Raw genomic sequence first — 22,937 nt, forward strand, 5'->3', positions numbered from 1 at the left:
ATTTAGAGTATTCTAGCTTTTGATAGAAACAAACATTTAACAAAATTCAGACAATCGGGATTGGAATATCTACATCTTACATTTTTAAATTTCTAGATATCCGTAGCCACACTTTCTCCTATCATGGTTTATAGATTATATACTTTCGACATACCTGTCTAGTAATATTCTATTCTTATAGGGACTTCGGTATATAGGTTTAGGGCAATGAACATTAAAAAATAATTAAAGGCGCAAAAAGCACCCTTAAAATTTTTTTCAGCTATCTTTTGATAAAACCATTAGTCGGTTTAATAGCAATCTGATACTATCTGCCCGTTGTCCAAATATGTCTGTATTTCCATTTTTAAGGTTTCATTACAGGTCAAAGATATCTGCGCTATGACATCTTTTTGCATACTCAACGAACCACAAATCATAATAGTACCCTTATCACGCAATACCTTTGTCACGAGCTCCGACTGTTGTTTAAGAAGATCAGTGACGTACAGCTTTTCTTTATCACGTGAGAAAGCCAGGTATTGCCCAGAAAGTTTTCCACTCAGCAGGTATTGATCCAGCTCATGTTTCAAAAAACTGTCAAACAGTTCTTTTTGCCTTGAACCATAAAAAAGGTAAACGGTCATTTGCTTGTTTGCGTTGATCATACCCCTGAAAGGTGCGATACCAGTTCCATTGGCTATCATTATTACAGGACGTTTATTATCAGGAAAATGAAACTTAGGGTTACCCATTACCCTTGCCTGAAACGATGTGCCCACAGGACTATTTTTCAGAAAAGGACTTCCGAGGCCACTGGGGAATTCACGTACGACCAATTCAATTCTATCACCTATTCTAGAAACGGAATAGAAACGTTCCCTATGATCACCGGCAGGCTTAATGGCTAAAAGATCACCGGAGGTAAATCTGACATTAGAATCAGTTTTGATACATACTCTGAATAGCTGACCGTCCTCCGAAAAAAATCTTTCGTCAATTACAAAAGTATTTATTTCCTTTGACCTACCAGAAAAAAGAGCAGGTGATGCTATTAGGGGCATCGTGTAATAGTTTATCAGCGCTTTAATCCAATCGCAGAACTGATCGACAGATTTGTCATTTATCTTGTGTAGGGGTATAGGCATGTCAGCCCAGCCTTGTCGCTCCAAAGCTCTGAACACCGTTTCAGAATAACCACAAAAATCAGCGTAATCTTTTGACCCAAAACCTAATACAGAAACATTTACCTTGTGTGTTTGCCCTGTTTTCTGCAGTAGGTTTAAAAAGCGGGAAGCACTTGAAGGGGCATCCCCTTCCCCATAAGTAGAAGTAAGCAACATCAAATATTTAACCTGCGGATATTCGGTATAGTTATTCATATCTGTTATAGCACTTCAAACCACTATTTATCAACTGGCTAAACAATTGCTGCGCAAAAATTTGCGTGCCGCCGGTTTCCGAACCTACTAATAAAATATATTCGGCATCTACTGCCGAATATTTATTCTCCGTGATGTGCGGTACTATTGATGTTTCTTTTTTAATCAAAATAACACCAAATAAAATATAGACTATAAATCCCAATGCCGCTATCAGTAATATAATGGGCCAAGTAGGATCAACAGGGCCCCCTATCTGCAGCAAGATAATATGGATAGCAAACAGTATCTTTGCGGAGATCGCTGTAAGGTTACCAGTATGTATTACATATATTAATGCTTCAATCATCTTTTTGTATAAGGTTAATATCTGCTGCTTTTTTATTAAAAAATTAAAAACAGCAGTGGAATAATAATGCCTAAGGCGAATTCTATACCACAAATACCGAATAAACCTCGATCCCCCTTGTTCATAATTAATCCGGTAATGATGACAATGATGATGCTAATCGCAAAGGAATCGGAAAAATATCTCCAATATTTACCTGGATTATAGTGCAAAAAGGATAACTGGAAAAGAAACGGACGTCTTTTGATCCCTTGATATTCCACTTTTCCACTTAAGGTGTTAACGGTAAACGAGGAACCAGTAGAAAGGAATACTTTTAGCGTCTGGGAATTGGGATAAAAATGCTTTTTGTAATGATGATGTTCGGACACAGGTTCAAGTAGTTTTAAAATTTCTTCTTTCGTAAAATTTGCACCGTGCGGAAATTGTCCTTCAGCTCTGTACTGTTGGACGGAAACGTCATACTGCGGGTTAAAAAGGTTCTGGTGGTTCATCGCCACTCCAGAGAGGATGTAAATGAAAAGTACTCCAGAGAAAAAAAAGGATAAGTGACCATGAAGATCACGGCTGTATTTACGTAAACTATTTCCCCAGGTTGAATTATTTATTATTTCTTTAGCCATATATTTGTAATTTCAGAGATAAACATATTGTGGTGCGAGTTGGGTGAATTTTTGTACATATCAGCAATTTGATAAGACGGAGACGCCTTATTATAGTCTAAATCCTGGATCATTATATTTTTACATTCGATAATCATCCTCGCTTCTTTGTATGCCATGAGGCCTGACGGTGTTTTTATGGGTATAAGACCTGCTTCTTTCACTTTGTCATTAGATTTTCCGGATTTATTACCTAAAATTCGTAATGATCCCCGGTATTTTTCAGAGAAGACACTCAGTGTGTAACCACTCTCCTGCAGTAAAAATTGATAAGTATATCTGCTGCTGTTTATAAAAGTAAAAGCTACTGGTTTTTCCCATATAAAACCTAATCCTCCCCAGCTGATCACCATGCTATTAAATACGTTTTCTTTGCCTGCCGTGACTACCATCCATTGTTCACTGAAAAGCTCGATAACATTGTCAGGCAAATCTTTAGGATCTATATGATCGTACTGTGATTGCCATCCAGAATTTCGCTTGATGCTGTTCGTTGGCTTGATAGGCGGCTTTATACCATTTCCACAGCTTGATAATACCAAAATTAATGGTAAAAGACGCCATAGCATTTTTATCTTCATTTTTATCATATTTTTAAGGGCTAAGCCCGTCTATTGGTAGATTTCAATGCTACTTCTATTGATAAGCACTAGATGCTAATTAGAGGTCTACGCTATTTTTCAGCAATCTATGGCAATATTTAAGTGGTACTTGTGAATAACAGCCGCAGCATTATTCAGAGATCGAATTTCTTTATAAGGAAAGTAATTTAATAAGTCAAAACTAATTGTTTTGACTTATCGTATGTATAGAAATGAATAGCAGAATGCCTATTTGCAGAAAATGTACTGACAAAAAGCGTGCTGCTTGAGTGAAGGATCTAAGTATTGTCAAATTTCTAAAACATCACCAACATTTAATAGTATCAGCTCTTTTCCTCTATCCGCAAATTTTTTAATAGATTCTTCATGATTGATTTTAATGTACGGATTACTATCATAATGGTATCCCAAAATTTTATTGCATTCTACAAAATCCGAAGCAGTCATAGCGTCTTCTACGTCCATTGTAAAATTGCTCCCAATCGGAAAAATGGATAGATCCAGTTTGGTACGCAGAGGAATCAATTTCATATCGTAAGTTAATGCAGTATCACCTGCAATGTAGATATTCGCGGAATCTGTTTCTATCACGAAACCTCCGGGGTTACCTCCATAGCTTCCATCTACAAAACTGCTCGAATGGGCGGCATTAACATATTTTACTTTTCCGAAATCGAAATTCCAGCTTCCGCCATGATTCATAAAGTGCGATTTAAACCTTTTTTATCGTAATAGGTAGTAATCTCAGCATTTGAAACAATCACTGCATCCGTATTTTTAGCAATAGCTTCCACGTCTAAAACATGGTCGGGATGAGCATGGGTTAAAAGAATATAATCTGCTTTAAGAATATTGATGTCAATTGCATCTGCAAGAGGGTTTCCAGTGATGAATGGATCCACTATAATATGCTTTCCTCCTACTTCAATTCCTAACGAAGCGTGACCGTAAAATGTAATTTTCATCTTTATGAATTTAATATCGTAATTATTATATCAGCCATAATGAACTTACAATAAGTTTTGAAAGTTTATTTTCCTGAAGTTTTCGATATCAAAATTACAGCCTCTAAAAATTAAAAACAATAACGTATTTGTGAGTTCGTTAGTCACTTAAAGGTTAGTTTTTTAATATTAAGGTTATTAAATTAGGGCTATTTATTAATAAACATAATTTGGTTTTTTTAATGATAATCCTTTTAATTTAATTTTAATCCTCACTTCCATAGGTACAGATCTACAATAATTTCAAGAAGATAGCCTTGATAATAATAGCTTACCTATCTCAAAGTCAAAAACAACCTTCAAAACTTAGCAGTTTGACAGCAGCTTTATCCAACTTATTAATACATTCACAACTATTTATTAATTTTATCAAAGGTGATTCGCCGTGATGCAATCTACTCTTTTTCAATTGTTGATTGACTGGGAATATGCGTTTGATCGTCAATTTATTTATGTATATTAAATATCCTTTTGTGTAAGCAAATTTTAAAGAATGGTACTTAAGGTTTAACTTTGCGGCAGAGATGAACTTCATGGGTTTCATCTTGAGATAACAAAAATAATATATGGAGAGAGATATGACTGATGATCAAATTTTAACCGCATGGGATGACATCTGTAAAGTTTTAAATAAGGATAACGATCAGCTTAAAACTGACATCCTAAATCATGTGGGCAATAAATGGTCGTTATTTGTTATACAAGCTTTAGGTGTTAAAGGAAAGATGAGATTTTCTTTTCTTCAGAAGCATATTAAGGGAATAAGTCAGAAAATGTTAACAAAATGTCTAAGGGAGCTTGAGCGGGATGGACTAATTTCCAGGACTATTTATCCTGAAGTGCCTCCGAGAGTAGAGTATCAATTAACTCCTTTAGGTCGCGGTTTATTAGTTGAGGTTACACCGCTATGGTTTTGGATTGCAAAATCTATTGATGAGTTTAAAGAAGCAAGGACAAATTTCGAAAAAACGTAGTGACTATGAAAGGACTTATAAGGATGAATAATAATTGCACAAAAGTCTTTACAAGCTATTAAATTATATTAAGTCTTCTAGCGTTATCAAGCTCCTGCCTATGTTGCGCAATCCATAGCCAAATTTACAATTAATGCTAAATATAAATGTTTTAAAACATAATATTTCAGTCATTAACAATAAAAGTTGGTTGCAGACAACAGTAAATCTCTATTATGTAATACGTTATAAAAAAATAATCTACTGGAGATCATAAAACTAACATACATGTTAGTAAGTTACATCGAAGTACGATATTGTTTACAGCATGTATATAATTTAAATTTGTTTGCTTATTATAAATTAACTGAAGGATTATCAGTTAATTTATACCTCAGCTACGTAGAATAAAAAACAAAAAAACTGTATATGCTAGAAAACTTCGAATTTTATCTGTTTTTGGTATTTGTCATTTCCGTGCTGATAATGTTGGCTAAGAAAATTAAAGTAGCGTATCCGGTTTTACTGGTAGTAGCTGGACTGTTAATTAGCTTTATCCCTGGTACCCCAAAAATTAAAATTGATCCTGATTTAATATTTATTATTTTCTTGCCTCCTCTACTTTATGAAGCTGCATGGTCATCATCATGGAAAGAACTTTGGAGGTGGCGTCGTATCATTTTCAGTTTTGCTTTTGTAGTCGTATTTTTTACGGCTTTATCGGTCGCTATCTTTGCAAATTATTTTATTCCGGGATTTTCCTTGGCCCTCGGTTTTTTACTGGGCGGTATCGTTTCTCCACCAGACGCAGTAAGTGCAGGAGCAATCTTAAAATTTGTAAAAGTACCTCGGAGATTATCTTCTATTCTAGAGGGTGAGAGTTTGTTGAATGATGCATCTTCCTTGATCATACTTAAGTTTGCAATGATCGCGGCGGCAACGGGCCAGTTCGTATGGCTTCAGGCTGCCGGAAATTTTGCCTGGATGTGTTTTGGTGGCATAGGTATAGGAATTTTCATCGCGTTTATCTTTATGAAAATGCATAAAATTTTTCCTACAGATTCCAATATAGATATCCTAATGACTTTTATAGCTCCATTTGCCATGTATCTGGCTGCCGAGCAGTTGCATGCCTCAGGAGTTTTGGCAGTAGTATCCGGGGGATTATTTCTTTCTTACCGCAGTCATGACTTTTTAAGTAGTGCTTCCAGAATACGTACATTGACAGTTGGAGAGAGTTTTTGTTTTCTATTAAATGGTACCGTCTTTATACTTATAGGATTAGATCTGCCTGAGATAGTGTTGGGCCTCGGTGAAACAAACATTTATACGGCCATCGGATATGGTATCGCGGTCACAACTGTTCTTATAATTGTGCGGATTGTAGCGGAATATGCAGCGGTTATTACAACAATAGTTATGAAAAATTTTATTAATGTTGGAGATCCTGAACCCCCAGGCTGGAAGACACCCCTTATCATTGGATGGACTGGGATGCGAGGAGTAGTTTCGCTGGCTGCTGCACTTTCAATACCAGTAACGCTGACGGACGGAAGTCCATTTCCCCAAAGAAACATGATTCTCTTCATTACATTTATCGTAATTCTCTCCACTTTGCTTATACAGGGACTCACACTCCCCTTACTTCTTAAGAAATTTCCGCTAGTGGATAGGGACTTTACAAGAAGTGAAAAGGAAATTGATCAGGAGATTCTAAACAATTTGGCAAAAGTCGCGATTGATAAAATTCACCATGATTATGCGGATAAAATTGAAAGTCTGCCAGCTCTGAAAGATCAATTGAAGAAATACGAAAATCAGGTAAGTAGTTCCGAAATTATCGTTAATTTCAGAGAGTATAGAAATATTTACATTGATATAATTAACGAGCAACGAAAGTGGCTCATCAAAAAAAACCGAAACGAACTCCTCTTAGATGAAGAGATCATCAGAAAACATCTTAGGCTGCTGGATCTTCAGGAGGAAAGACTGAGCATAAAGTTGTAAGAATACTATACATTATTGGTAGATGGAATACAGCAGTAAGATTGACGACACCCGATAATATTGGCAAACTTACCGCTGAGATTTTCTTTAAGCCATTGATTGAAAACGAAATTGTTTATATTGCAGGTGATACCATCACTTATGGTTGAATTTACGATTTAAACATATAAATTCCGCCTTCATAAAAACAGGCCAGAAAAGTTTCATATAAACATAAGTAAGCTTTTTTAAACCATTAAAATTTATATTTTACACCAGTCAGATCTTCTGCAACCTTCCAGAGCCTGCTAGCTGTATTTAAATCCTTTGCCTGTTTGGGAATAGATGCAGCTCCAGGTGAACCTTTAACATGCATAAAGCCTGAGGGCCCCCAATATGTACCATTTTTAACCATAGGGTCTGTAGCCGCAAGCAGAGATGCTAAAGCGGCCTTGTCAGCCGGTTGCGAAATTAGGGGCGTAATGATTTTCCCAATCAGAAAACCGCTTGTCCGTTGTAAATTAGTGGGTGAAACTCCTGGATGGACTGCAACAGAGATCGTCTTTGAGCCAGATGCTTCCAACTTCCGCGCAAGTTCTAATGCGAATAACTAGGTTTGCTAGTTTTGCCTGTCCATAAGCTTCATAAGGCTTATACTTTTTGCGTTCAGTCAGGATATCGGCAAAATCGATCTGTGCAAAATTAGCTGCTGAACTTGAAAGCGACACAATACGCGAACCTGGCGTTGATTTTAAGAGTGGTAACAATAAACCTGTTAATGCATAGTGTCCCAAATAATTGCTACCTAACTGTATTTCAAACCCTTGCTTTGTTGTGGAATACGGAGTAGCCATCACGCCTGCATTATTGATGAGCACATCAAGCTTTTGATGTGATTTTAGCACAACATCCGCGCATTGTCTCACTGAGTCTAGGTCTGCTAGATCTAAGGTAACCAAAGTAATTTTGGCATCCGGAACGATGTCAATGATCTTCTTTTCTGCTTCCTCTGCCTTTTGTTGATTACGGCAGGCCATAATTAAATGAGCTCCCTTTTTTGCCAATACAACACTTGTTTCAAAACCAATCCCAGAATTAGCCCCGGTAATGAGTACCCTCTTGTTAGATAGATCCGGGATGTTATCTGCTGTCCAATTTTTCATGATATTATGTATTATATATTGTTTCTATTGTGATTGAATGAGATCTAATTAAAACTTGCCCGAAATGCAAGCGGAGTAAAATTCGTTTTGTTCTTAAACAACTTATTAAAAGATTGTGGCCGCTCAAAGCCTAACTCATATGCAATCTCTGCAACAGAAGGGTTGGTGGTCGAAAGCTTTTCTTTAGCCTTTGTAACAATTATATCCTGTATGTGCTGCTGGACGCTCTGCCCGGTGAGTGTGCGAAGCATATCGCTCATATATCTTGGAGATATGTTGACTTCTGATGCAATATCTTCCAACGATGGTAAGCCTCTCTCCATAGCCTTGCCTGAATCAAAGTAGCGATTTACTATTTCTTCAAACCTTACCAGCAATGTGCTGCTGGCTTTCTTTCGAGTGATAAACTGTCGTTGATAATAACGGTCACAGTATTGAAGCATCAACTCAATCTGTGTCAGGATAATGTTTTGCGTATGGATGTCGATAGATTGATACTCATTGGTGATCTTTGTAAAAATCTCCGTAACGCTCTGTTCTTCTTTTTCTGAGAGATGCAAGGCCTCATTGAACTCGTAGGAAAAGTAACCATAATTTTTGATGGTGCTGCCGAGAGAATGCCCATATAGGAAATCCGGATGAAACAAAAGCATCTTTCCACTTCCGAAATCCTGAACTGGCTTAAGAGGATCAAGTTCAACGGCCTGCACCTGCTTCGGGGATGAAAAGGTCATTACTCCCTTATCAAAATCATAATATTGCTGACCGTATTTTACTTTTAGCTTCACATCATGTTTTATAGAAACGGAATAGAAATTGACAGCGAACTTCGCCCAAACTCCACTTTCCAATGGATTAACTCCCGTAATATCGATCACGCTCACCAGTGGATGTAATGGTGCAGGAAGCGCAAGTAAATTGTGAAATTCTGAAATGGAGTTTATAAGTTGCATTAGTATTATTTTTAATAATTTTTACCGCTCTAATTCGACTTTTATACAATGGTTTCTGTTGTCATATTAACATACTTCTTGAAATCTTATTATCTCATATGGCAAAGATGCACTAAAAAACGAATTGAGTTGTTTCCAAACCGATGAAGATTGTTTCCAAACTGACAAAAACATATCTTTTTTTGTATTAATAAAAAATAATAGTCTAAAGTAAAGCCATAATCAATCATCCTTCCACTCCTTCAGCAAATTTTGTCTATATCAATAATAGCCTATCAAATAACTAGATCTCATAAGATTTTCAAATTTATTCCGTACAAATTGCTCGCACTACAGTGTTACATAGCATTCTCCGTTCCAAAAATCTACATGGTTTGATAATGATAGCTAAAAATGAGGATGGTCAGGAAATAGGAGGAATTTTAGGTGGAATAGATTGTTAACTCGGGCTTGAAATAAACATTCTCTGGGTCCATCATGACTACAGAAACAAGGGCTTGGGTTACAAACTTCTTAAACACATTGAAAATATTGCAGAAAAAACTTTACAGATCATAACTATCATTGTCCAGAACCATTAATGATTATTATTAATGCCTGCTGCGGGTTAATCTATGGTGTTGCTATTTTCTATGGTTTGTCGCTGATCCACTGTTGCTTCTTTTCACCAATCATCAAAAATTTCGCCAACGAAAAGTAGATAAATTTTTGATTTAATAATGTCGCCTAAAAGTGGTAATAACTTATCAAAAGTAAAAAAGAGAGATCACCTATAATCGGGGCCGTCTTTGCATTTTTAAATCGCCATACTCACGATTTTCTTTGCCAAGACCAATGTAGGGTCAATTAATGGTATTTTTCCGCAATCTTTTATAATGTCACTTTCGTTTGGAAAAATTAGCGGGAGTTCAGTACATCCAAGTATAATAACTTCAGCACCTTTATCAATTAGGAAATCTGCTGCTTTTACAATGTTATCCCTGCAATTACCATCGGTATATCCTGCTTTCACACCATCGTTTCCATAGATACTCTCCATTACATAGCCCTGATGCTGCACATCCGGCACAATCACATCAAAACCGAACTCCTTTAGAACATCGTAATAAACTTTACTCTGTATGGTTCCGCTTGTAGCCAACAGTCCTACTTTGATTTGTAGCCCAAAATGTTCCCTTATATGTTCTGCCGTTGTGGTAAGCATATTGATGATGGGAATATTAAGATGCTCCTGAATGCTATTTACAAAGACATGTGCGGTATTGCATGGAATAGCGATTGCATCTGCGCCCTCGGCCTCCAGTCTTTTGCAGGTAGAGAACATAGCTATTGTTGGGTCTGTTTCATGATACACGAGGTTCGCCGTTCTGTCTGGAATTTGCGGGTTTTGCTCCACGACCATCTTTATGTGTTCCTGGTCTTTTTTGGCAGGCGTGTTCTGTATTATCTTGCTCATAAAGTCTACAGTTGCAGAGGGTCCAACCCCGCCCAAGATACCCAACTTGAACGCCTTGTGAGGATTGGCATTTTCATTCACTAAAGCATAATCTGCATAAATTTGGTTTACATCGACAATCGGAATCCCCCTTTTCCATAGCTGTTCTACAATAAGGGAAATTTCGGTGATACCCGGCAAAATAATCTCGCAGCCCTGTTCATTCAATTCCATACAGGCTTCATACAGATATTCCAGCGCAAGGCCATCAAAATGCCCACTATGCTCATAATATTTTTAGCTTAAAATTTCGCTTTTCATTGCTTATATTTAAGTTTCATATTGTAAACACAAGGATTATGAGATTTATTATTTTAATTTTATCAGCCATAGTATTAATTTCCTGCTCTACGCGAAAGGAATATTATAAGTTTCAAGATAGCAGTGTTTTTGTTAAGGCTGATGAACTAGGATCGAATAAAGCTGCGTTTATTTCCAAGTATGGACAACCCATCAATAAAGATTTGAAAAAGGAAGGTAATGATATTATTGAAAGTCTCTATTATTTAGAAGATATTAAAGGAGTAATGGTTACTACTAAAATGAAATTTGTGAATGATAAATTGGTAGAGCAATCCAATTATAAAATTGATACTGTAGATAAAAAGTTAGAAGAGTTGAGAACACAATTAGAAACAAACGGACGAAGAATTAATATGCTTCGACGAATAAAATAAAAGTTGCTTTCTAGGTCTTCAACAATTTTATGAAAATTTAAATTTTGCAGATTATAAAACAGAATAATTTCATTTTAGTCTTTCCAAAAGGGAGCAGGCAATACAATTGGATGACATCAAATGAGGACTTTTTTATAATTCCCGAAATGCTTGAAAGTATCAAGAAAGCAGTAAACGTTGATAAAAATATAGTTTTCATTTCGTGACATTTTAACGGAGCAACAGGGTCGTTTTCATATCTGATGAAACAACAAACACAATTTGAAAGTTTTTACGGATTTAACACTTATCCAAAAATTTTCACGGCTGGTACTTTCGTTGAAAATATTAAAAACCGTACATCTATAAATTTTTCAACACATGAGGATTATTATTATCAACCAAACGCAAATGATGATTTGGCAAAATTGATAAACGTAATAAATGCCGATTACAACGATTATCGCTACAATGAATTGCCAAATCATTGGTTTCCACGATTTGACGAATCTGAGCCAGCTTATCAGATTTTTTTTGACGACCTAATAACCCGGAAGAGAAATCCCATAATAGTCCTCTACGACAGCTTACTTTTCATAATATCGACTATGTTGATAATTTTTGATCATCATTTCTTATTTGCTTCTCTTTCGATTGATATGCATTAGATTTATTTTTACCAAATTGCCAGGATAATGAAAGCCCAAAAGAGCGGAAAGGTATGGAAAAATTCCCCGTTTGAATAAAGTTTGGTGACTCCGAATAATTTCCTAAGTTCTTAATATTATTAAAAGGATCAACAATTGTAATTCCAACAACTGCCGCATCTTTCAAAATCTTTTTCTTGAATGAAATATTCAGTAAGTTGAACGCTGCGAACTCACCTTGAAATGTTCTTTGCGGAGAATCATAAAATAGATATGAATCAAAGGTATAACCTCTTCCCAAATTTATATCCATTCCTATAAAGGTTTTATAAATTATAAAGGTTTTATTCAATTCTTTTATGGAATGTAAAAAATCTTTATAGGGAGAGTTTGCATACGTATAAACATCCAGATTAGCCTTTAAATTAAACCTCTTGAGAAATTTTAAAGACCCATAAAAATTGGTTCCAAAATTTTTGTTTCTTCCAATATTTTCAAATGTTTGCAACATTACTATATTACCATTTTCAATAATATTTTGTGCAACTGGCTCAATTATATCGTTGGTGTTCTTATAATAAAGGGAAACATTAATTTGTCCATTATCCTTAAAGAAATTAAAATCTCCACCAATCTCGATATTATGAATAATTTCTGATTTAAGCCTTGGATTACCCTGAATCTGATTTGTTCTATCCGTATTATTTCTGAAAGGATTTAGATAATATAAGCTAGGTCGCTGTATTCTTTTTCCGTATAGAATTTTAAAGGTTGAATTCTTCGAATATGAATAGGAAAAAGCTATATTAGGAAATAGATTATCCGATTTATTTAAAAAATCAGATGAATTACTCGTTTCGTCTCCTTTTAAAATGGTTTTTTCCCATCTTACTCCCCCACTAATATGAAATGACTCTCCAATCGGCATTCGAGCTGTAGCGTATCCCGCCATAACATTTTGATGATATTTAAACGAGTAACTTCGATTACTATCATGCTGAATACTTCCATCTATGCCCGAGGTATTTATGTTAACGACTGAGTTAATATTTCGATCTACTATTTTTGCTCCAAAATCTAGCGAAAGAGAGTTAATTGGATATTTAAAGTCCAATTGTGCTGTATATTCATAATTGCTCCCAAGATTTCTGCCAGATTCTACTTGATTGCCATAATTAGAATCGTACTTTAAGTCGTTCCTACTTTTTAGGTATTGAAATGACAAACTCATTTCTCTACCACTAGATCCGGACTTTCTAATATAATCTGTACTAAAATCAAAATTTCCTATAGGTTGTTTATTATCTACATTTCCGTCAAATTCATTTTCTACATATTGACTATGAATCTTGTTATTTGTTACGATAATTAGATTATTAAAATTTACATTCGCAACTAACATATTAAGTGAATCCAAAGAATAATCCATAGCAATAGCAAACTGAGTTCCATTCCTTCGATTTCTACTATCATTTTTTTGAGAAAAAACTCTTTCCTTCTGGGGTGTTAAATTCTCAGTCGTAAATACACTGGCAATTGGATAACTCCATGAATTACCGAAACTACCTGTAATTCCGAAATGGCCAATGCGTCCTGCTAAATTACTACTCTGGTTACTTTGTCGCGTTCCAATTGTTGCGGCCACTCCGCCGTTCAATCCCTGTACCGTTAATCGGTTTGTAACGATGTTAATTATTCCCCCTCCCCCCTCAACATCGTACTTTAATGAAGGATTGGTCATAATTTCAACTGATTTAATTTGACTAGAAGGTATCATGCGTAGGGCATCAGATATATTTCCACTCATAATTCCTGATGGCTTACCATTAATAAGAATTTTCACATGTTGATTACCCCGAAGTGCAACTTTTCCATCATAACCAAGTGACACCATTGGTAACTTTTTAAAAACATCCTCACCTGTCGTTCCTAGCAAGGAAGGATCATTCGAAACATGATAGATCATTTTATCTAATTTGTTCTCAATGACTGGAACTCTTTTCGTAATAAAAACTGTTTCCAGCACATTCTCACTTTCAAGATATATCGTACTTAAACTCAGTTTGATGGTATCATTTGTTATTTTAATATTTTTCAAATATTTCTCCCTATAACCAACTAAACTAATTTTTACATCGACATACTCAACTGAATCTAATCGAAATTCAAACTTCCCAGTATTATCGGACACCACAGAAATTAGACGATTTCCTTTATGAGAGACACTTACATTTGAAAACTGTAGAGGTTGTTGAGATGTCGAATCCTCAATATGTCCGTATACTAACTTTTCAGTTTTCTTAAGCATCCGCTCCTGCGAAGAGGATCTTATGGGCAACAAAACAGTAGATAAAATAAGAAGTGTAGAAGCAAAAATAAATCTGATAGCCATTTTTATTTTAAAATTAGCTACGACCATGCTTAGGATTAAAATCTTTTACGTTAACATAGCAATATTTTACGCAAATGGTGAATTGAATTATTTTTTTCCTATTAACTTTAAACACGATATCGTGCATATGCTAACCCCTATTAATTTATCAAACAACATCTGCAATTATGATTCAAAAAAAATATGAAATAGTATTATTGGTTTGGATCTTATCATTCCTGTATTTGCTATTTGGCGCTATTGTATTTAATAAAGCCTCTTTGATAGGCATCACTTTAATTATAGAATCTCAGATAATTTTATTGATTATCATATTATTGACTTCGATGTATATATTCCCAAAAAATTGGGAAAGAAAGCGATGGGGGCTAATAGCTGTTCAGATAATAAGCTTAAATCTAATATGTGTACTAATTAGATATGTGATGGAAGAGAAAATTTTTGTGAGATTTTTAAACTTTCCTAAAAGCCAGAATTTAAATCCTCTATTTTTTGTTTATGATAATTTTTATTACTCGCTACCAAGCTTTTTCATTGGCTTTATCACATTCCATATTTTTAGAACCTTCACAATAGAGAAACGTAATAGTGAATTAAGGGCATTAGTGCATGAAGCAGAATTACACCTTTTAAAATCACAGATCAACCCACATTTTCTTTATAATGTGCTTAATTATATGTATGCTATCTCGCTACCGCTCTCGGCAAGGCTATCTAATACCATTTCAAAATTGGCGGGTACAATGCGATATACTATAACTAAATCTGAGGTTCAGACCTCGCCTTTAAATGAGGAAATAGAATTTGTTCAAGACTATATTGACTTACAATCGACTCAGTTTGATCATGGAATATATTATAAGTTTATTAAGGCAATCGATGATGACCAGATCCTGGTTCCGACCATGATTTTAGTTACTTTTATCGAAAACGCTTTTAAACATGGAATTGTTGATGACCCCAAATTTCCCCTTAAGATCAAAATAACAGCAATAAAAAATACGATGGAATTTGAGATTCTAAACTATATTAATCAAAATTTAAAAGACGTCACTAACGGAATTGGATTGGCTAATGTCAAACGTAGATTAGCACTTCTATTACCTGACAAGCATTTTCTGCACATTTCAGCAGAGAATGATCTTTATTCTGTCCGTCTTAAATTGATTTTATAACATGAAAAATAGAATTCAGTGCGTAATAATAGATGATCAAATGTTTGCCATAGACATTTTAAGAAATCACTTACTCCAATTTCCAGAGTTTTCATTGGCATATTATGGCAGCGACGTGTATGAAGCTTTAAGAATTATTGAAGGTTCAAAAATAGACCTGATTTTTCTTGATATCCAAATGCCTGAAATGAACGGTTTACAATTTTTAAAATTATGTAAAAATAAATGCAAATTCATCTTCACCACAGCTTATTCTCAATATGCTATCGATGGATATGAAAACGACATTATTGATTTCTTACTAAAACCCATAACTTTTGAACGCTTCGAAAAATCAATAGCTAAATTCTACCATCTTTTACAGATTGGTTCAAACCAGGAAACCGAATCTCTAAAAGAGTACATATTGATTAAAGGAGACTCTAAACAGAAATATTTCAAGGTAAAATTACAAGATATATTGTATATAAAGGGCTTAAACAATTATATATGTGTCTATACAACCACACAGTCCATTATTACATACTTGAATCTAAAGGATTTTATAACCACTTTACCGTCTCATAAATTTTGTCGAATACATAGATCGTATATTGTGTCAATTGATCGGATTATATCTGTTGAGAAAGATACCGTTAAGATCTCCAATGAGGTAATACCGATCGGTTCTTCCTATAAAAAAGAATTTTTTCAACTGTGGAAATTAAAGGTCTTATGAATAATTATCTCCTGCAAATCCTCCGATTCAAGCTTTTTTCCCAAAAACCTATGTTATCTCAGCTGTTTCTTTATTAATAGGTTCTACCGATTTTTAATTTTCTAGGATGATATCTGCTCGGACATTTTGCTGAATCAGTTCGCTGTCCAATAGATGTATCCGCCCTATGAACTACATTTGTGTTGATTTCTTAAAGTTCTACGGATAGAGATCACTGCTATTTTTATGATTGGTGGATGCTATGTTGAGCAAAGTTTGCTTTAGCCATTGATATGGGTTTACTTCAGGTTTTTTGCAGATCGCAAAGAACGATTAGATCATTGCTGAACGCTGTGCTGCCCCATGGTTGCCGCTGTAACTCCAATACAAGCAATCTCAATTCAGAGCGCATCAATATTCGTTAAGTTACAATACCTTGTGGATTGTCGATAAAAACGAAGAAAGTGAAAGTATTATAACCGTAGCCGGTTATGAGTCATTGGGGTGGAATGGTGGCGGCTGCTATTGCTCAAACAGCAATGAGTTCCGAAGATAAAGACAAAGAAATCCCTTAGTAATCAGGATTGATTTTCTGAATGTTTAAATCCTGTCCGCTTGGACAGGATTTTTATTTAATGTTACGTTCTTTTTTCCACTTACGAATTCTCCCTCTTGCGTTGGTATAAGGCGAAGACGTGTTAAACTGAATCATTCTTCCTAAAGTCCATTTCTCATACCAGGAAACCTCATATAATTCAGCATTAGATTTTTGCTTAATTAGATTAAGAATGTCAGAAACCGTTTCATATAATTTACTACACAATGTATTAAAGTCAATGTCTTCATAATCTTTGTAAAACTTCTGAGCCAACTTACCAAGTTCATTCCATTTATAACCTGTTTCAGGAAAATCTACGAGCTCATTATTATCTTTTTTTCGATTCCATTTAAGCACTAATTCTCCCCACCCTATCAAATAAGAAATAAGATTATTGATACTCATTGTAGTATCCTTTGCATGTCCTTCTAAATCTGTGGTGGTAGTTAATTCAACAGGAATGGTCGATAATTCCTTTTTCAGTTTGTTGTAATTCGTTTCAATTGCCTTTTGTAATTCTTCTTTATTGACAGGTACAGCCATAATCTGCGAAAATAGATTTTTACCAAATTTACAAAAGCTATAAAAGAGTTTACTTAAAATAAGACATGATTTGCTTCAACCTTTTTTCAATCTGGTGCGGTTATGTGTTCTTTATATGGCTTACATTGTGCTTATAAAGGGTAAATCAAAAGGCTATCTTTTTAAGTGTCTTGCAATGTAAATGCGTTTCAATTCTGAAATTAAAAACAATTTTTCATACATTGCACGCTCTTTTTGCTCTAAATCTTTTACTTTTTGAACATCATTGGTGAAGACTATGTCATTGGCTATTTTGCATAATGTTATTATAGGACATTTTTGCGTCGGCATAGTCGCCAATAAGCGTGGGAAAATGTACTATAATGCCACATTATATAACTTAGCTTTCGCCGATTTGCATACTATGGCGCACCAAAATCTGCGCGAGGATGTCAGCATGATGCATCGCGCGGCATATCCGCAGGAGCATGAAATCGGACTTCCAAGGCAAAAGATGCAGAAATAATTTGCTTAATTTTGTATATTGGAATTTATATTAAATCGCAAACTTATATGGAATTAAAAAGGTTTTTGGATGCCCAGAACCAAGTTTACCTGAAGGCACTTTCTGAAATCAAAAATGGCAGGAAGACTTCCCATTGGATGTGGTATGTGTTCCCGCAGCTCAGGGGTTTGGGAAGTAGTGCAATATCCAACGAATATGGCATCTCCGGTGTATCTGAAGCAATCTCATATTTGGCCCACCCCGTTCTTGGGAAGCACCTGATTGAAATTTCAGAAGCCCTCCTACAGCTCGATGGCTTTACGGCAGAGGAAATCTTCGGATATCCCGATTACCTCAAGTTGCGCTCCTGCATGACATTATTTGCCATGGTTAGCGATACAGAAAATATATTTAATGAAGTCCTCAAAAAATATTTTGACGGTGTTGCTGACAAGCGGACAGTATCGGCGATCAGGGCAAAAAATATAAGCTAATTTAATCTCCATACAAAAACCTGCTATTTTTATATATTAACTTTTTCTTTGAATAAGCAATATTCCAGGACAACGAGTAACCATTTTAACTTGATTATATGGACCTTACCAGAATAATAAGACGGACCGATTATGTTTTCACGGCTGAATATCCTGAAATAAGGATACGAGACAAGACTGGGATTTGATTAAATTAAAAAAAGACCGATTGTTTTATTTTTTTGTTTACCTTTGTCATAAATGATAATTTATGCTGCATGAAAACTACAAAATCTGAAAATACCAAGCGCCTGATTATCGAGAAAACCGCATCCGTATTTAATACAAAAGGCTATGCGGGCACATCGATAAACGATTTAATGAACGCCACAGGGCTTTCAAAAGGCTGCATCTACGGTAATTTCGAGAACAAGGACGAGATCGCATTGAGCGTGTTTGACCATAACTTCGCCAGGATCACTCAGCATATGAAAGAACGCATACTCGCTACGGAGCATTCAATAGAACGGTTGCTGGTTTATCCGCATACCTATAAAAATTATTTCAGGTATCCTTACCTTCAGGCAGGCTGCCCCATTTTAAATACCGCTACAGAAGCAGATGACACGCATCCTAAACTGAAAGAAAGCGCACAGAAAGCACTGGGGTTCTGGAAAACGTCTATTGAAAACCAGATAAAGCGGGGCATAGAAAGGAATGAAATCAAGGCAGATACCGATCCAACTGAAATGGCCGTGATCATGATTTCAATGATCGAGGGGGCGTTCATGCAGGCGAAAGTCAACAGCCATATGGCAGAGCTTACTATAGCCATGTCCTTTTTAGAAAAACTGATTAAAGGCATTGAAGCATAATTTTTTTTACCTTAAAAAAGACCAATCGGTTTATTTTATAGATATAATTTTAGATCAATACAATGGAAGAATTTGATATTACCGTTATCGGGTCAGGTCCCGGCGGATATGTAGCTGCGATCAGGAGCGCTCAATTAGGTTATAAAACAGCTTTGGTTGAAAAATACAGTACATTGGGAGGTACCTGTACAAACGTTGGCTGCATTCCTACCAAAGCATTGCTGGACAGCACGCATCATTATGCAGAAGCCGCAAAGAGCTTTAATGCGCATGGAATTGAGTTTTTTGGCCTAGGGCTCAATTTTGAACAGATGTACAACCGAAAAAAAGAGGTAGTGGCTAAAAATATACAGGGGCTTGATTTCCTAATGCGAAAAAACAGGATCAAAGTTCTACAGGGATCGGGATCTTTTCTCAACAATGATTCCCTGAAGATATTACATGCTGATCAGACGGAAACCGTAATAAGGTCACAGAAATTCATTATTGCTACCGGATCAAAACCCGCCACGATTCCCGGGGTCGCCATTGATAAAAACAGGATCATTACCTCTACCGAAGCCCTGGCTCTGAAGGAACAGCCTGAGCGCATTGTGATCATCGGCGGAGGTGTGATTGGTGTAGAAATGGCGTCCATATTCAATAGGATCGGCACAAAAACAACCATTGTAGAATATGCTGACACGCTGATTGCCAATATGGACCGTGAACTGGGAGTAACCTTAGCAAAAATATTAACAAGAGAAGGCGTAGAAATACAATGCGGAAAAGCCGTCTACAAAGCCGAAAACCTCGGCAAGGCGGCTAAGGTTTATTTCAGAAATAAACAAGGTGAAGAGCAGGAACTTACTGCCGACTATATCCTCGTTGCTGTCGGAAGAAAGCCTTATGTGAATGGTCTGGGGCTGGAAAACACCAATGTAGAATTGAATGCCGACGGTACAATTAAAGTCAATGAACTGCTTCAGACAACAGCTTTAAATATTTTTGCCATCGGAGATGTGATCGGCGGCGCCATGCTGGCCCATAAAGCAGAGGAAGAAGCGGTATTTGTGGTGGAAAGAATCAATGGTCAGAAACCTCATATCAATTATGGCCGTATTCCTTCGGTAGTATACACTTGGCCGGAAGTTGCTTCTGTAGGAGCTACGGAAGAAGAATTAAAAAAACAGGGACTGGAGTATTCTATTGGTAAATTTCCATTTGCCGTAAATGCCAGAGCAAGGGCGGGTATGGAGCCTGACGGTTTTGTAAAGGTGCTTTCCGATCCGAAATATGGAGAACTTTTAGGAGTACACATTATCGGCGCCCGGGCGGCGGACCTGATCGCACAGGCAGTTGTCGGCCTGGAATACGAAGTAACAGCCAGTAACATGGCTTCCCTCTGCTATGCCCACCCGACGTATTCAGAAGTGATGAAAGAAGCCTATACCATCGCCGCCGGGAAACCATCTTTGAATATTTAAGTATACCATCAATTTTAGTAGTATGTCACAACAAATCAGGCTCGCAACTTTTGACGATTATCCCAGAATGCTTTTTATCCGTGACGGAAAGCGTGGAAAGGGCTACGGGAATAAACCCCATCATCCACATGCTTCTCCGTGATAACAAAACATAACCTATTTTAGTATCTTTAAGAATTTAACGCATCAGAATAAATCATGAATATCGAGGATAATTACGTAGACATCAACCGGAGATCATGGAATGACCGCACAGAAACCCATATCAAATCCGATTTTTATGATGTGGACGGTTTCTTAAAGGGCAAAAATTCGCTAAAGAATATCGAACTGAATATACTGGGAGATCTTTCAAATACCTCTGTCCTGCATTTACAATGTCATTTCGGGCAGGACAGCATATCATTAAGCCGTCTTGGAGCTGAGGTAGTGGGTGTTGATCTATCGGATGTGGCGATTGCGAAGGCCCGCGAACTGGCAAAGCAGGCCCACTCCACTGCATCGTTTATCTGCAGCGACGTCTACGACCTTCCCAATCATCTGGATCGTCAGTTTGACATTGTTTTTACGAGCTATGGGACCATCGGCTGGCTTCCCGACCTGGATCGGTGGGCGAAGGTGATTTCAAAGTTCCTGAAACCCGGCGGTAGATTTATTTTTGTGGAGTTTCATCCTGTGGTGTGGATGTATGATTCCCGGTTTGAAAAAATCGAATACAAGTATTTTAATTCCGGTGCCATTATAGAAACGGAAAAAGGAACCTACGCAGATAAAGCGGCGCAAATTGAAGTAAAAACAATTGGATGGAACCACAGCTTAGGCGAGGTAATCAGCAGCCTGATACAAAACGGCCTCGGCATAACCTATTTTGAAGAGTTTGACTATTCACCATATAATAACTTTGATCTTTCGGTAGAGTCTGAGCCCGGCAAGTTCAGAATTGCTCATCTGGAAGATAAAATCCCGATGGTTTACGCGTTGTCAGCAACAAAAACCGATATATGACAACACTGATTTTTAGTCTTTATTAATTACCTAATCATGATCCGGCACATTATGATACAACTATAAAATTTGAAATATCCTGCACCAATGATGGAAACAGTGCTTCCGGTATCGCGTGCCCCATCCCTTTTTTGATGATAAGCTGACAGCCGGGTATCTTGTTTTTTAAATCAATCGCATGTTCAATACTGAACAATGGATCTTCGTCCCCGTGTATAACCAGTGCAGGTACCTGAATACCTGTGAGAAGACCTGGATTAAATACATAACTGATGAGGGCAATGATCTGACGATAAGGCCTGACTGCAGAAGATTGCCGGACTTGATCTTCAATAATTAATGTCCGTTCTTTTTCTTCATTGAGAATATATCTGCTGCCGTAAATAGCTTTCATAAAGTCTATTCTTTCTTTCAGGTATGCTTCCAGATTATCTTCAAAATTTACAGATGAGCGGGTCATTTTTCTTACCAGTGCATCGTCAGGTTTTGGAAGAGCCGGATTAAAGCTTGAAGATATCAATAACGTTAGTGTCTGAGTCATTGCCGGATACCGTGATGAAAATAACTGCGCAATGATCCCTCCCATGGATCGGCCGACAATGTGCGCCTTTTTAATATTCAGCGATTGCAGCAGATCCCTGATGTCATCTGCCATATCATGTAAAGAATAAGCAGGAGGATATTTTTCGGGGTCCTGTAAAAAACTGTTCAGCGAAAAATTGAACGTATCGCTATGGCGATCTGTTGTAAACGTACTTTTTCCGCAGTCCCTGTTATCAAAACAGATAACCAGGAACCCTTCGTCGGCAAGCATCTTAACGAATGTTGCTTCCCAGCGGGTCATCTGCGTATTCAGACCGCTAACCAATACAATAGTATCCTTGTTTTCAGCACCGTATAACTGATAATATATAGCGGCATTTCTTAGTTCAATATAACCCATCTGTTGTTTAAAATGATAGCATTTCTAAGGGCAAAAGTCTGGAATCCAATATAGAAGCCGAACGATGCCCTGTAATCTTCATATAATCTGGGTTCTGCTCGAAAGCGAAAAAATCTGATACGCTTTTTTGCTTGATCAGCATACAGATATCCCACTGCTCATTTTCCGGGCCGATAAGAAATCGGCCTCCCTTTCCTACCAAAAGTATCTCTCCTCCAGCCTGCTCCACAAATGGTTTGGCGAGTTGTATGTAACTCATAAAAGCTTCATAACCGGAAATCGTTGTTTCCGGAGCTTTATCGGGAAAATCGGAATAATCTGCGAACTCTTTTAACCGGATCAGGTTCACAATGGAACCCTGAATCTTCTTTAACGCCAAATGCCTTCCGGCTTCATACGTGGGGTAAGTATAGGTTTTGTTTAGCATATCAGTATATATCAATCGTTCTACTCAG

The 22,937-nt window shown here is 36.6% G+C and carries 25 protein-coding genes and 1 pseudogene; 11 read left to right on the forward strand and 15 right to left on the reverse strand.

Going from position 1 to position 22,937, the window contains the following annotated elements:
• Positions 1-290: 290 nt before the first annotated feature.
• The 6 genes from J2X77_RS16670 to J2X77_RS16695 form a co-directional block, all read right to left on the reverse strand.
• The gene (locus tag J2X77_RS16670; protein ID WP_310081691.1) at positions 291-1,361 is read right to left on the reverse strand and encodes an NADPH cytochrome P450 oxidoreductase family protein; all 1,071 of its coding nucleotides are present in this window, start codon (positions 1,359-1,361) and stop codon (positions 291-293) included.
• Complete coding sequence (locus J2X77_RS16675) at positions 1,354-1,710, reverse strand: hypothetical protein (protein WP_310081694.1); 357 nt, start codon at positions 1,708-1,710, stop codon at positions 1,354-1,356. Before J2X77_RS16675 ends, J2X77_RS16670 begins: the two co-directional genes overlap by 8 nt.
• A 35-nt stretch (positions 1,711-1,745) precedes the next feature.
• On the reverse strand, positions 1,746-2,333 hold the full coding sequence (locus J2X77_RS16680; protein ID WP_310081696.1) for a PepSY-associated TM helix domain-containing protein: 588 nt from the start codon (positions 2,331-2,333) through the stop codon (positions 1,746-1,748).
• Positions 2,318-2,953: a flavin reductase gene (locus J2X77_RS16685; RefSeq protein WP_310081698.1), complete on the reverse strand. Its 636-nt coding sequence runs from the start codon at positions 2,951-2,953 to the stop codon at positions 2,318-2,320. The genes J2X77_RS16680 and J2X77_RS16685 overlap by 16 nt, the downstream gene beginning before the upstream one ends.
• A 309-nt stretch (positions 2,954-3,262) precedes the next feature.
• Positions 3,263-3,676: an MBL fold metallo-hydrolase gene (locus J2X77_RS16690; protein ID WP_307186456.1), complete on the reverse strand. Its 414-nt coding sequence runs from the start codon at positions 3,674-3,676 to the stop codon at positions 3,263-3,265.
• Entirely contained in the window at positions 3,673-3,939 is a 267-nt protein-coding gene (locus tag J2X77_RS16695) for an MBL fold metallo-hydrolase (RefSeq protein WP_310081700.1), read from the reverse strand. The genes J2X77_RS16690 and J2X77_RS16695 overlap by 4 nt, the downstream gene beginning before the upstream one ends.
• 605 nt (positions 3,940-4,544) lie before the next feature.
• Here J2X77_RS16695 and J2X77_RS16700 point away from each other — a divergent pair.
• Together J2X77_RS16700 and J2X77_RS16705 are read left to right on the forward strand one after the other, a co-directional pair.
• A complete protein-coding gene (locus tag J2X77_RS16700; protein WP_307186458.1) occupies positions 4,545-4,952 on the forward strand; it encodes a helix-turn-helix domain-containing protein in 408 nt (135 codons plus the stop codon).
• A gap of 408 nt (positions 4,953-5,360) precedes the next feature.
• Entirely contained in the window at positions 5,361-6,938 is a 1,578-nt protein-coding gene (locus J2X77_RS16705) for a Na+/H+ antiporter (RefSeq protein ID WP_310081703.1), read from the forward strand.
• A gap of 235 nt (positions 6,939-7,173) precedes the next feature.
• Here J2X77_RS16705 and J2X77_RS16710 read toward each other — a convergent pair whose 3' ends face one another.
• Genes J2X77_RS16710 through J2X77_RS16720 form a run of 3 tightly spaced genes read right to left on the reverse strand, consistent with a single transcriptional unit; the run spans position 7,174 to position 9,033 of the window.
• Complete coding sequence (locus J2X77_RS16710) at positions 7,174-7,500, reverse strand: hypothetical protein (protein ID WP_310081705.1); 327 nt, start codon at positions 7,498-7,500, stop codon at positions 7,174-7,176.
• A complete protein-coding gene (locus tag J2X77_RS16715) occupies positions 7,439-8,080 on the reverse strand; it encodes an SDR family NAD(P)-dependent oxidoreductase (RefSeq protein WP_310081707.1) in 642 nt (213 codons plus the stop codon). Before J2X77_RS16715 ends, J2X77_RS16710 begins: the two co-directional genes overlap by 62 nt.
• Before the next feature lie 44 nt (positions 8,081-8,124).
• The gene (locus J2X77_RS16720; protein WP_310081709.1) at positions 8,125-9,033 is read right to left on the reverse strand and encodes a helix-turn-helix transcriptional regulator; all 909 of its coding nucleotides are present in this window, start codon (positions 9,031-9,033) and stop codon (positions 8,125-8,127) included.
• Positions 9,034-9,494: 461 nt separating this feature from the next.
• On the opposite strand from J2X77_RS16720, the gene J2X77_RS23790 reads away from it, so the two are divergent.
• Entirely contained in the window at positions 9,495-9,614 is a 120-nt protein-coding gene (locus J2X77_RS23790) for a GNAT family N-acetyltransferase (RefSeq protein ID WP_409050318.1), read from the forward strand.
• 215 nt (positions 9,615-9,829) lie between these two features.
• Here the strand turns inward: J2X77_RS23790 and J2X77_RS16725 are convergent, their stop codons facing one another.
• A complete protein-coding gene (locus J2X77_RS16725; protein WP_310081710.1) occupies positions 9,830-10,702 on the reverse strand; it encodes an amino acid racemase in 873 nt (290 codons plus the stop codon).
• A gap of 125 nt (positions 10,703-10,827) precedes the next feature.
• On the opposite strand from J2X77_RS16725, the gene J2X77_RS16730 reads away from it, so the two are divergent.
• Positions 10,828-11,205 (forward strand): hypothetical protein, encoded by a 378-nt coding sequence (locus tag J2X77_RS16730; protein WP_310081712.1) that lies wholly within the window; start codon positions 10,828-10,830, stop codon positions 11,203-11,205.
• A gap of 585 nt (positions 11,206-11,790) precedes the next feature.
• Here the strand turns inward: J2X77_RS16730 and J2X77_RS16735 are convergent.
• Complete coding sequence (locus J2X77_RS16735; RefSeq protein WP_310081714.1) at positions 11,791-14,223, reverse strand: outer membrane beta-barrel family protein; 2,433 nt, start codon at positions 14,221-14,223, stop codon at positions 11,791-11,793.
• A gap of 425 nt (positions 14,224-14,648) precedes the next feature.
• Between J2X77_RS16735 and J2X77_RS16740 the strand changes: the two genes are divergently transcribed.
• Positions 14,649-15,398: a sensor histidine kinase gene (locus J2X77_RS16740; RefSeq protein ID WP_307186466.1), complete on the forward strand. Its 750-nt coding sequence runs from the start codon at positions 14,649-14,651 to the stop codon at positions 15,396-15,398.
• A gap of 1 nt (position 15,399) precedes the next feature.
• Complete coding sequence (locus J2X77_RS16745; RefSeq protein ID WP_307186467.1) at positions 15,400-16,116, forward strand: LytTR family DNA-binding domain-containing protein; 717 nt, start codon at positions 15,400-15,402, stop codon at positions 16,114-16,116.
• Between the two features lie 198 nt (positions 16,117-16,314).
• Here the strand turns inward: J2X77_RS16745 and J2X77_RS16750 are convergent.
• A pseudogene (locus tag J2X77_RS16750) lies at positions 16,315-16,473 on the reverse strand (IS66 family transposase); the annotation flags it as partial.
• Positions 16,474-16,723: 250 nt separating this feature from the next.
• Entirely contained in the window at positions 16,724-17,236 is a 513-nt protein-coding gene (locus J2X77_RS16755; RefSeq protein ID WP_310081718.1) for a ClbS/DfsB family four-helix bundle protein, read from the reverse strand.
• 352 nt (positions 17,237-17,588) lie between these two features.
• Here J2X77_RS16755 and J2X77_RS16760 point away from each other — a divergent pair, with 352 nt between their 5' ends.
• From J2X77_RS16760 to J2X77_RS16780, 5 genes are all read left to right on the forward strand, one after another.
• Positions 17,589-17,741, forward strand: coding sequence for a hypothetical protein (locus tag J2X77_RS16760; RefSeq protein ID WP_310081720.1), 153 nt, complete (start codon positions 17,589-17,591; stop codon positions 17,739-17,741).
• A gap of 47 nt (positions 17,742-17,788) precedes the next feature.
• Entirely contained in the window at positions 17,789-18,214 is a 426-nt protein-coding gene (locus J2X77_RS16765) for a DUF1810 domain-containing protein (protein WP_310081724.1), read from the forward strand.
• A 257-nt stretch (positions 18,215-18,471) separates the two neighbouring features.
• Complete coding sequence (locus J2X77_RS16770; RefSeq protein WP_307186469.1) at positions 18,472-19,068, forward strand: TetR/AcrR family transcriptional regulator; 597 nt, start codon at positions 18,472-18,474, stop codon at positions 19,066-19,068.
• A gap of 62 nt (positions 19,069-19,130) precedes the next feature.
• Complete coding sequence (gene lpdA / locus J2X77_RS16775; protein ID WP_310081726.1) at positions 19,131-20,534, forward strand: dihydrolipoyl dehydrogenase; 1,404 nt, start codon at positions 19,131-19,133, stop codon at positions 20,532-20,534.
• 198 nt (positions 20,535-20,732) lie between these two features.
• The gene (locus tag J2X77_RS16780; RefSeq protein WP_310081728.1) at positions 20,733-21,539 is read left to right on the forward strand and encodes a class I SAM-dependent methyltransferase; all 807 of its coding nucleotides are present in this window, start codon (positions 20,733-20,735) and stop codon (positions 21,537-21,539) included.
• Between the two features lie 49 nt (positions 21,540-21,588).
• On the opposite strand, the gene J2X77_RS16785 is transcribed toward J2X77_RS16780, so the two are convergent.
• Positions 21,589-22,482 carry an alpha/beta hydrolase gene (locus tag J2X77_RS16785; RefSeq protein ID WP_310081730.1) on the reverse strand — a complete coding sequence of 298 codons (894 nt, stop codon included), beginning with the start codon at positions 22,480-22,482 and terminating at the stop codon, positions 21,589-21,591.
• A gap of 7 nt (positions 22,483-22,489) precedes the next feature.
• Positions 22,490-22,909 (reverse strand): hypothetical protein, encoded by a 420-nt coding sequence (locus J2X77_RS16790; protein WP_310081732.1) that lies wholly within the window; start codon positions 22,907-22,909, stop codon positions 22,490-22,492.
• Positions 22,910-22,937 lie beyond the last annotated feature (28 nt).

The sequence above is a fragment of the Sphingobacterium sp. 2149 genome, from assembly GCF_031455655.1.
Taxonomy (GTDB): domain Bacteria; phylum Bacteroidota; class Bacteroidia; order Sphingobacteriales; family Sphingobacteriaceae; genus Sphingobacterium.

Bases quoted from the DNA above. Each gene is read 5' to 3' on its own strand.
- J2X77_RS16755 (WP_310081718.1), bottom strand. From the start codon at position 17,236: ATGGCTGTACCTGTCAATAAAGAAGAATTACAAAAGGCAATTGAAACG.
- J2X77_RS16785 (WP_310081730.1), bottom strand. From the start codon at position 22,482: ATGGGTTATATTGAACTAAGAAATGCCGCTATATATTATCAGTTATAC.
- J2X77_RS16705 (WP_310081703.1), top strand. From the start codon at position 5,361: ATGCTAGAAAACTTCGAATTTTATCTGTTTTTGGTATTTGTCATTTCC.
- J2X77_RS16690 (WP_307186456.1), bottom strand. From the start codon at position 3,676: ATGAATCATGGCGGAAGCTGGAATTTCGATTTCGGAAAAGTAAAATAT.
- J2X77_RS16675 (WP_310081694.1), bottom strand. From the start codon at position 1,710: ATGATTGAAGCATTAATATATGTAATACATACTGGTAACCTTACAGCG.
- J2X77_RS16720 (WP_310081709.1), bottom strand. From the start codon at position 9,033: ATGCAACTTATAAACTCCATTTCAGAATTTCACAATTTACTTGCGCTT.
- J2X77_RS16700 (WP_307186458.1), top strand. From the start codon at position 4,545: ATGGAGAGAGATATGACTGATGATCAAATTTTAACCGCATGGGATGAC.
- J2X77_RS16760 (WP_310081720.1), top strand. From the start codon at position 17,589: ATGTACTATAATGCCACATTATATAACTTAGCTTTCGCCGATTTGCAT.
- J2X77_RS16780 (WP_310081728.1), top strand. From the start codon at position 20,733: ATGAATATCGAGGATAATTACGTAGACATCAACCGGAGATCATGGAAT.
- J2X77_RS16735 (WP_310081714.1), bottom strand. From the start codon at position 14,223: ATGGCTATCAGATTTATTTTTGCTTCTACACTTCTTATTTTATCTACT.
- J2X77_RS16770 (WP_307186469.1), top strand. From the start codon at position 18,472: ATGAAAACTACAAAATCTGAAAATACCAAGCGCCTGATTATCGAGAAA.
- J2X77_RS16765 (WP_310081724.1), top strand. From the start codon at position 17,789: ATGGAATTAAAAAGGTTTTTGGATGCCCAGAACCAAGTTTACCTGAAG.
- J2X77_RS16725 (WP_310081710.1), bottom strand. From the start codon at position 10,702: ATGGAATTGAATGAACAGGGCTGCGAGATTATTTTGCCGGGTATCACC.
- J2X77_RS16715 (WP_310081707.1), bottom strand. From the start codon at position 8,080: ATGAAAAATTGGACAGCAGATAACATCCCGGATCTATCTAACAAGAGG.
- J2X77_RS16680 (WP_310081696.1), bottom strand. From the start codon at position 2,333: ATGGCTAAAGAAATAATAAATAATTCAACCTGGGGAAATAGTTTACGT.
- J2X77_RS16740 (WP_307186466.1), top strand. From the start codon at position 14,649: ATGGAAGAGAAAATTTTTGTGAGATTTTTAAACTTTCCTAAAAGCCAG.
- J2X77_RS16670 (WP_310081691.1), bottom strand. From the start codon at position 1,361: ATGAATAACTATACCGAATATCCGCAGGTTAAATATTTGATGTTGCTT.
- J2X77_RS16695 (WP_310081700.1), bottom strand. From the start codon at position 3,939: ATGAAAATTACATTTTACGGTCACGCTTCGTTAGGAATTGAAGTAGGA.
- J2X77_RS16730 (WP_310081712.1), top strand. From the start codon at position 10,828: ATGAGATTTATTATTTTAATTTTATCAGCCATAGTATTAATTTCCTGC.
- J2X77_RS16790 (WP_310081732.1), bottom strand. From the start codon at position 22,909: ATGCTAAACAAAACCTATACTTACCCCACGTATGAAGCCGGAAGGCAT.
- J2X77_RS16745 (WP_307186467.1), top strand. From the start codon at position 15,400: ATGAAAAATAGAATTCAGTGCGTAATAATAGATGATCAAATGTTTGCC.
- J2X77_RS16685 (WP_310081698.1), bottom strand. From the start codon at position 2,953: ATGAAGATAAAAATGCTATGGCGTCTTTTACCATTAATTTTGGTATTA.
- lpdA (WP_310081726.1), top strand. From the start codon at position 19,131: ATGGAAGAATTTGATATTACCGTTATCGGGTCAGGTCCCGGCGGATAT.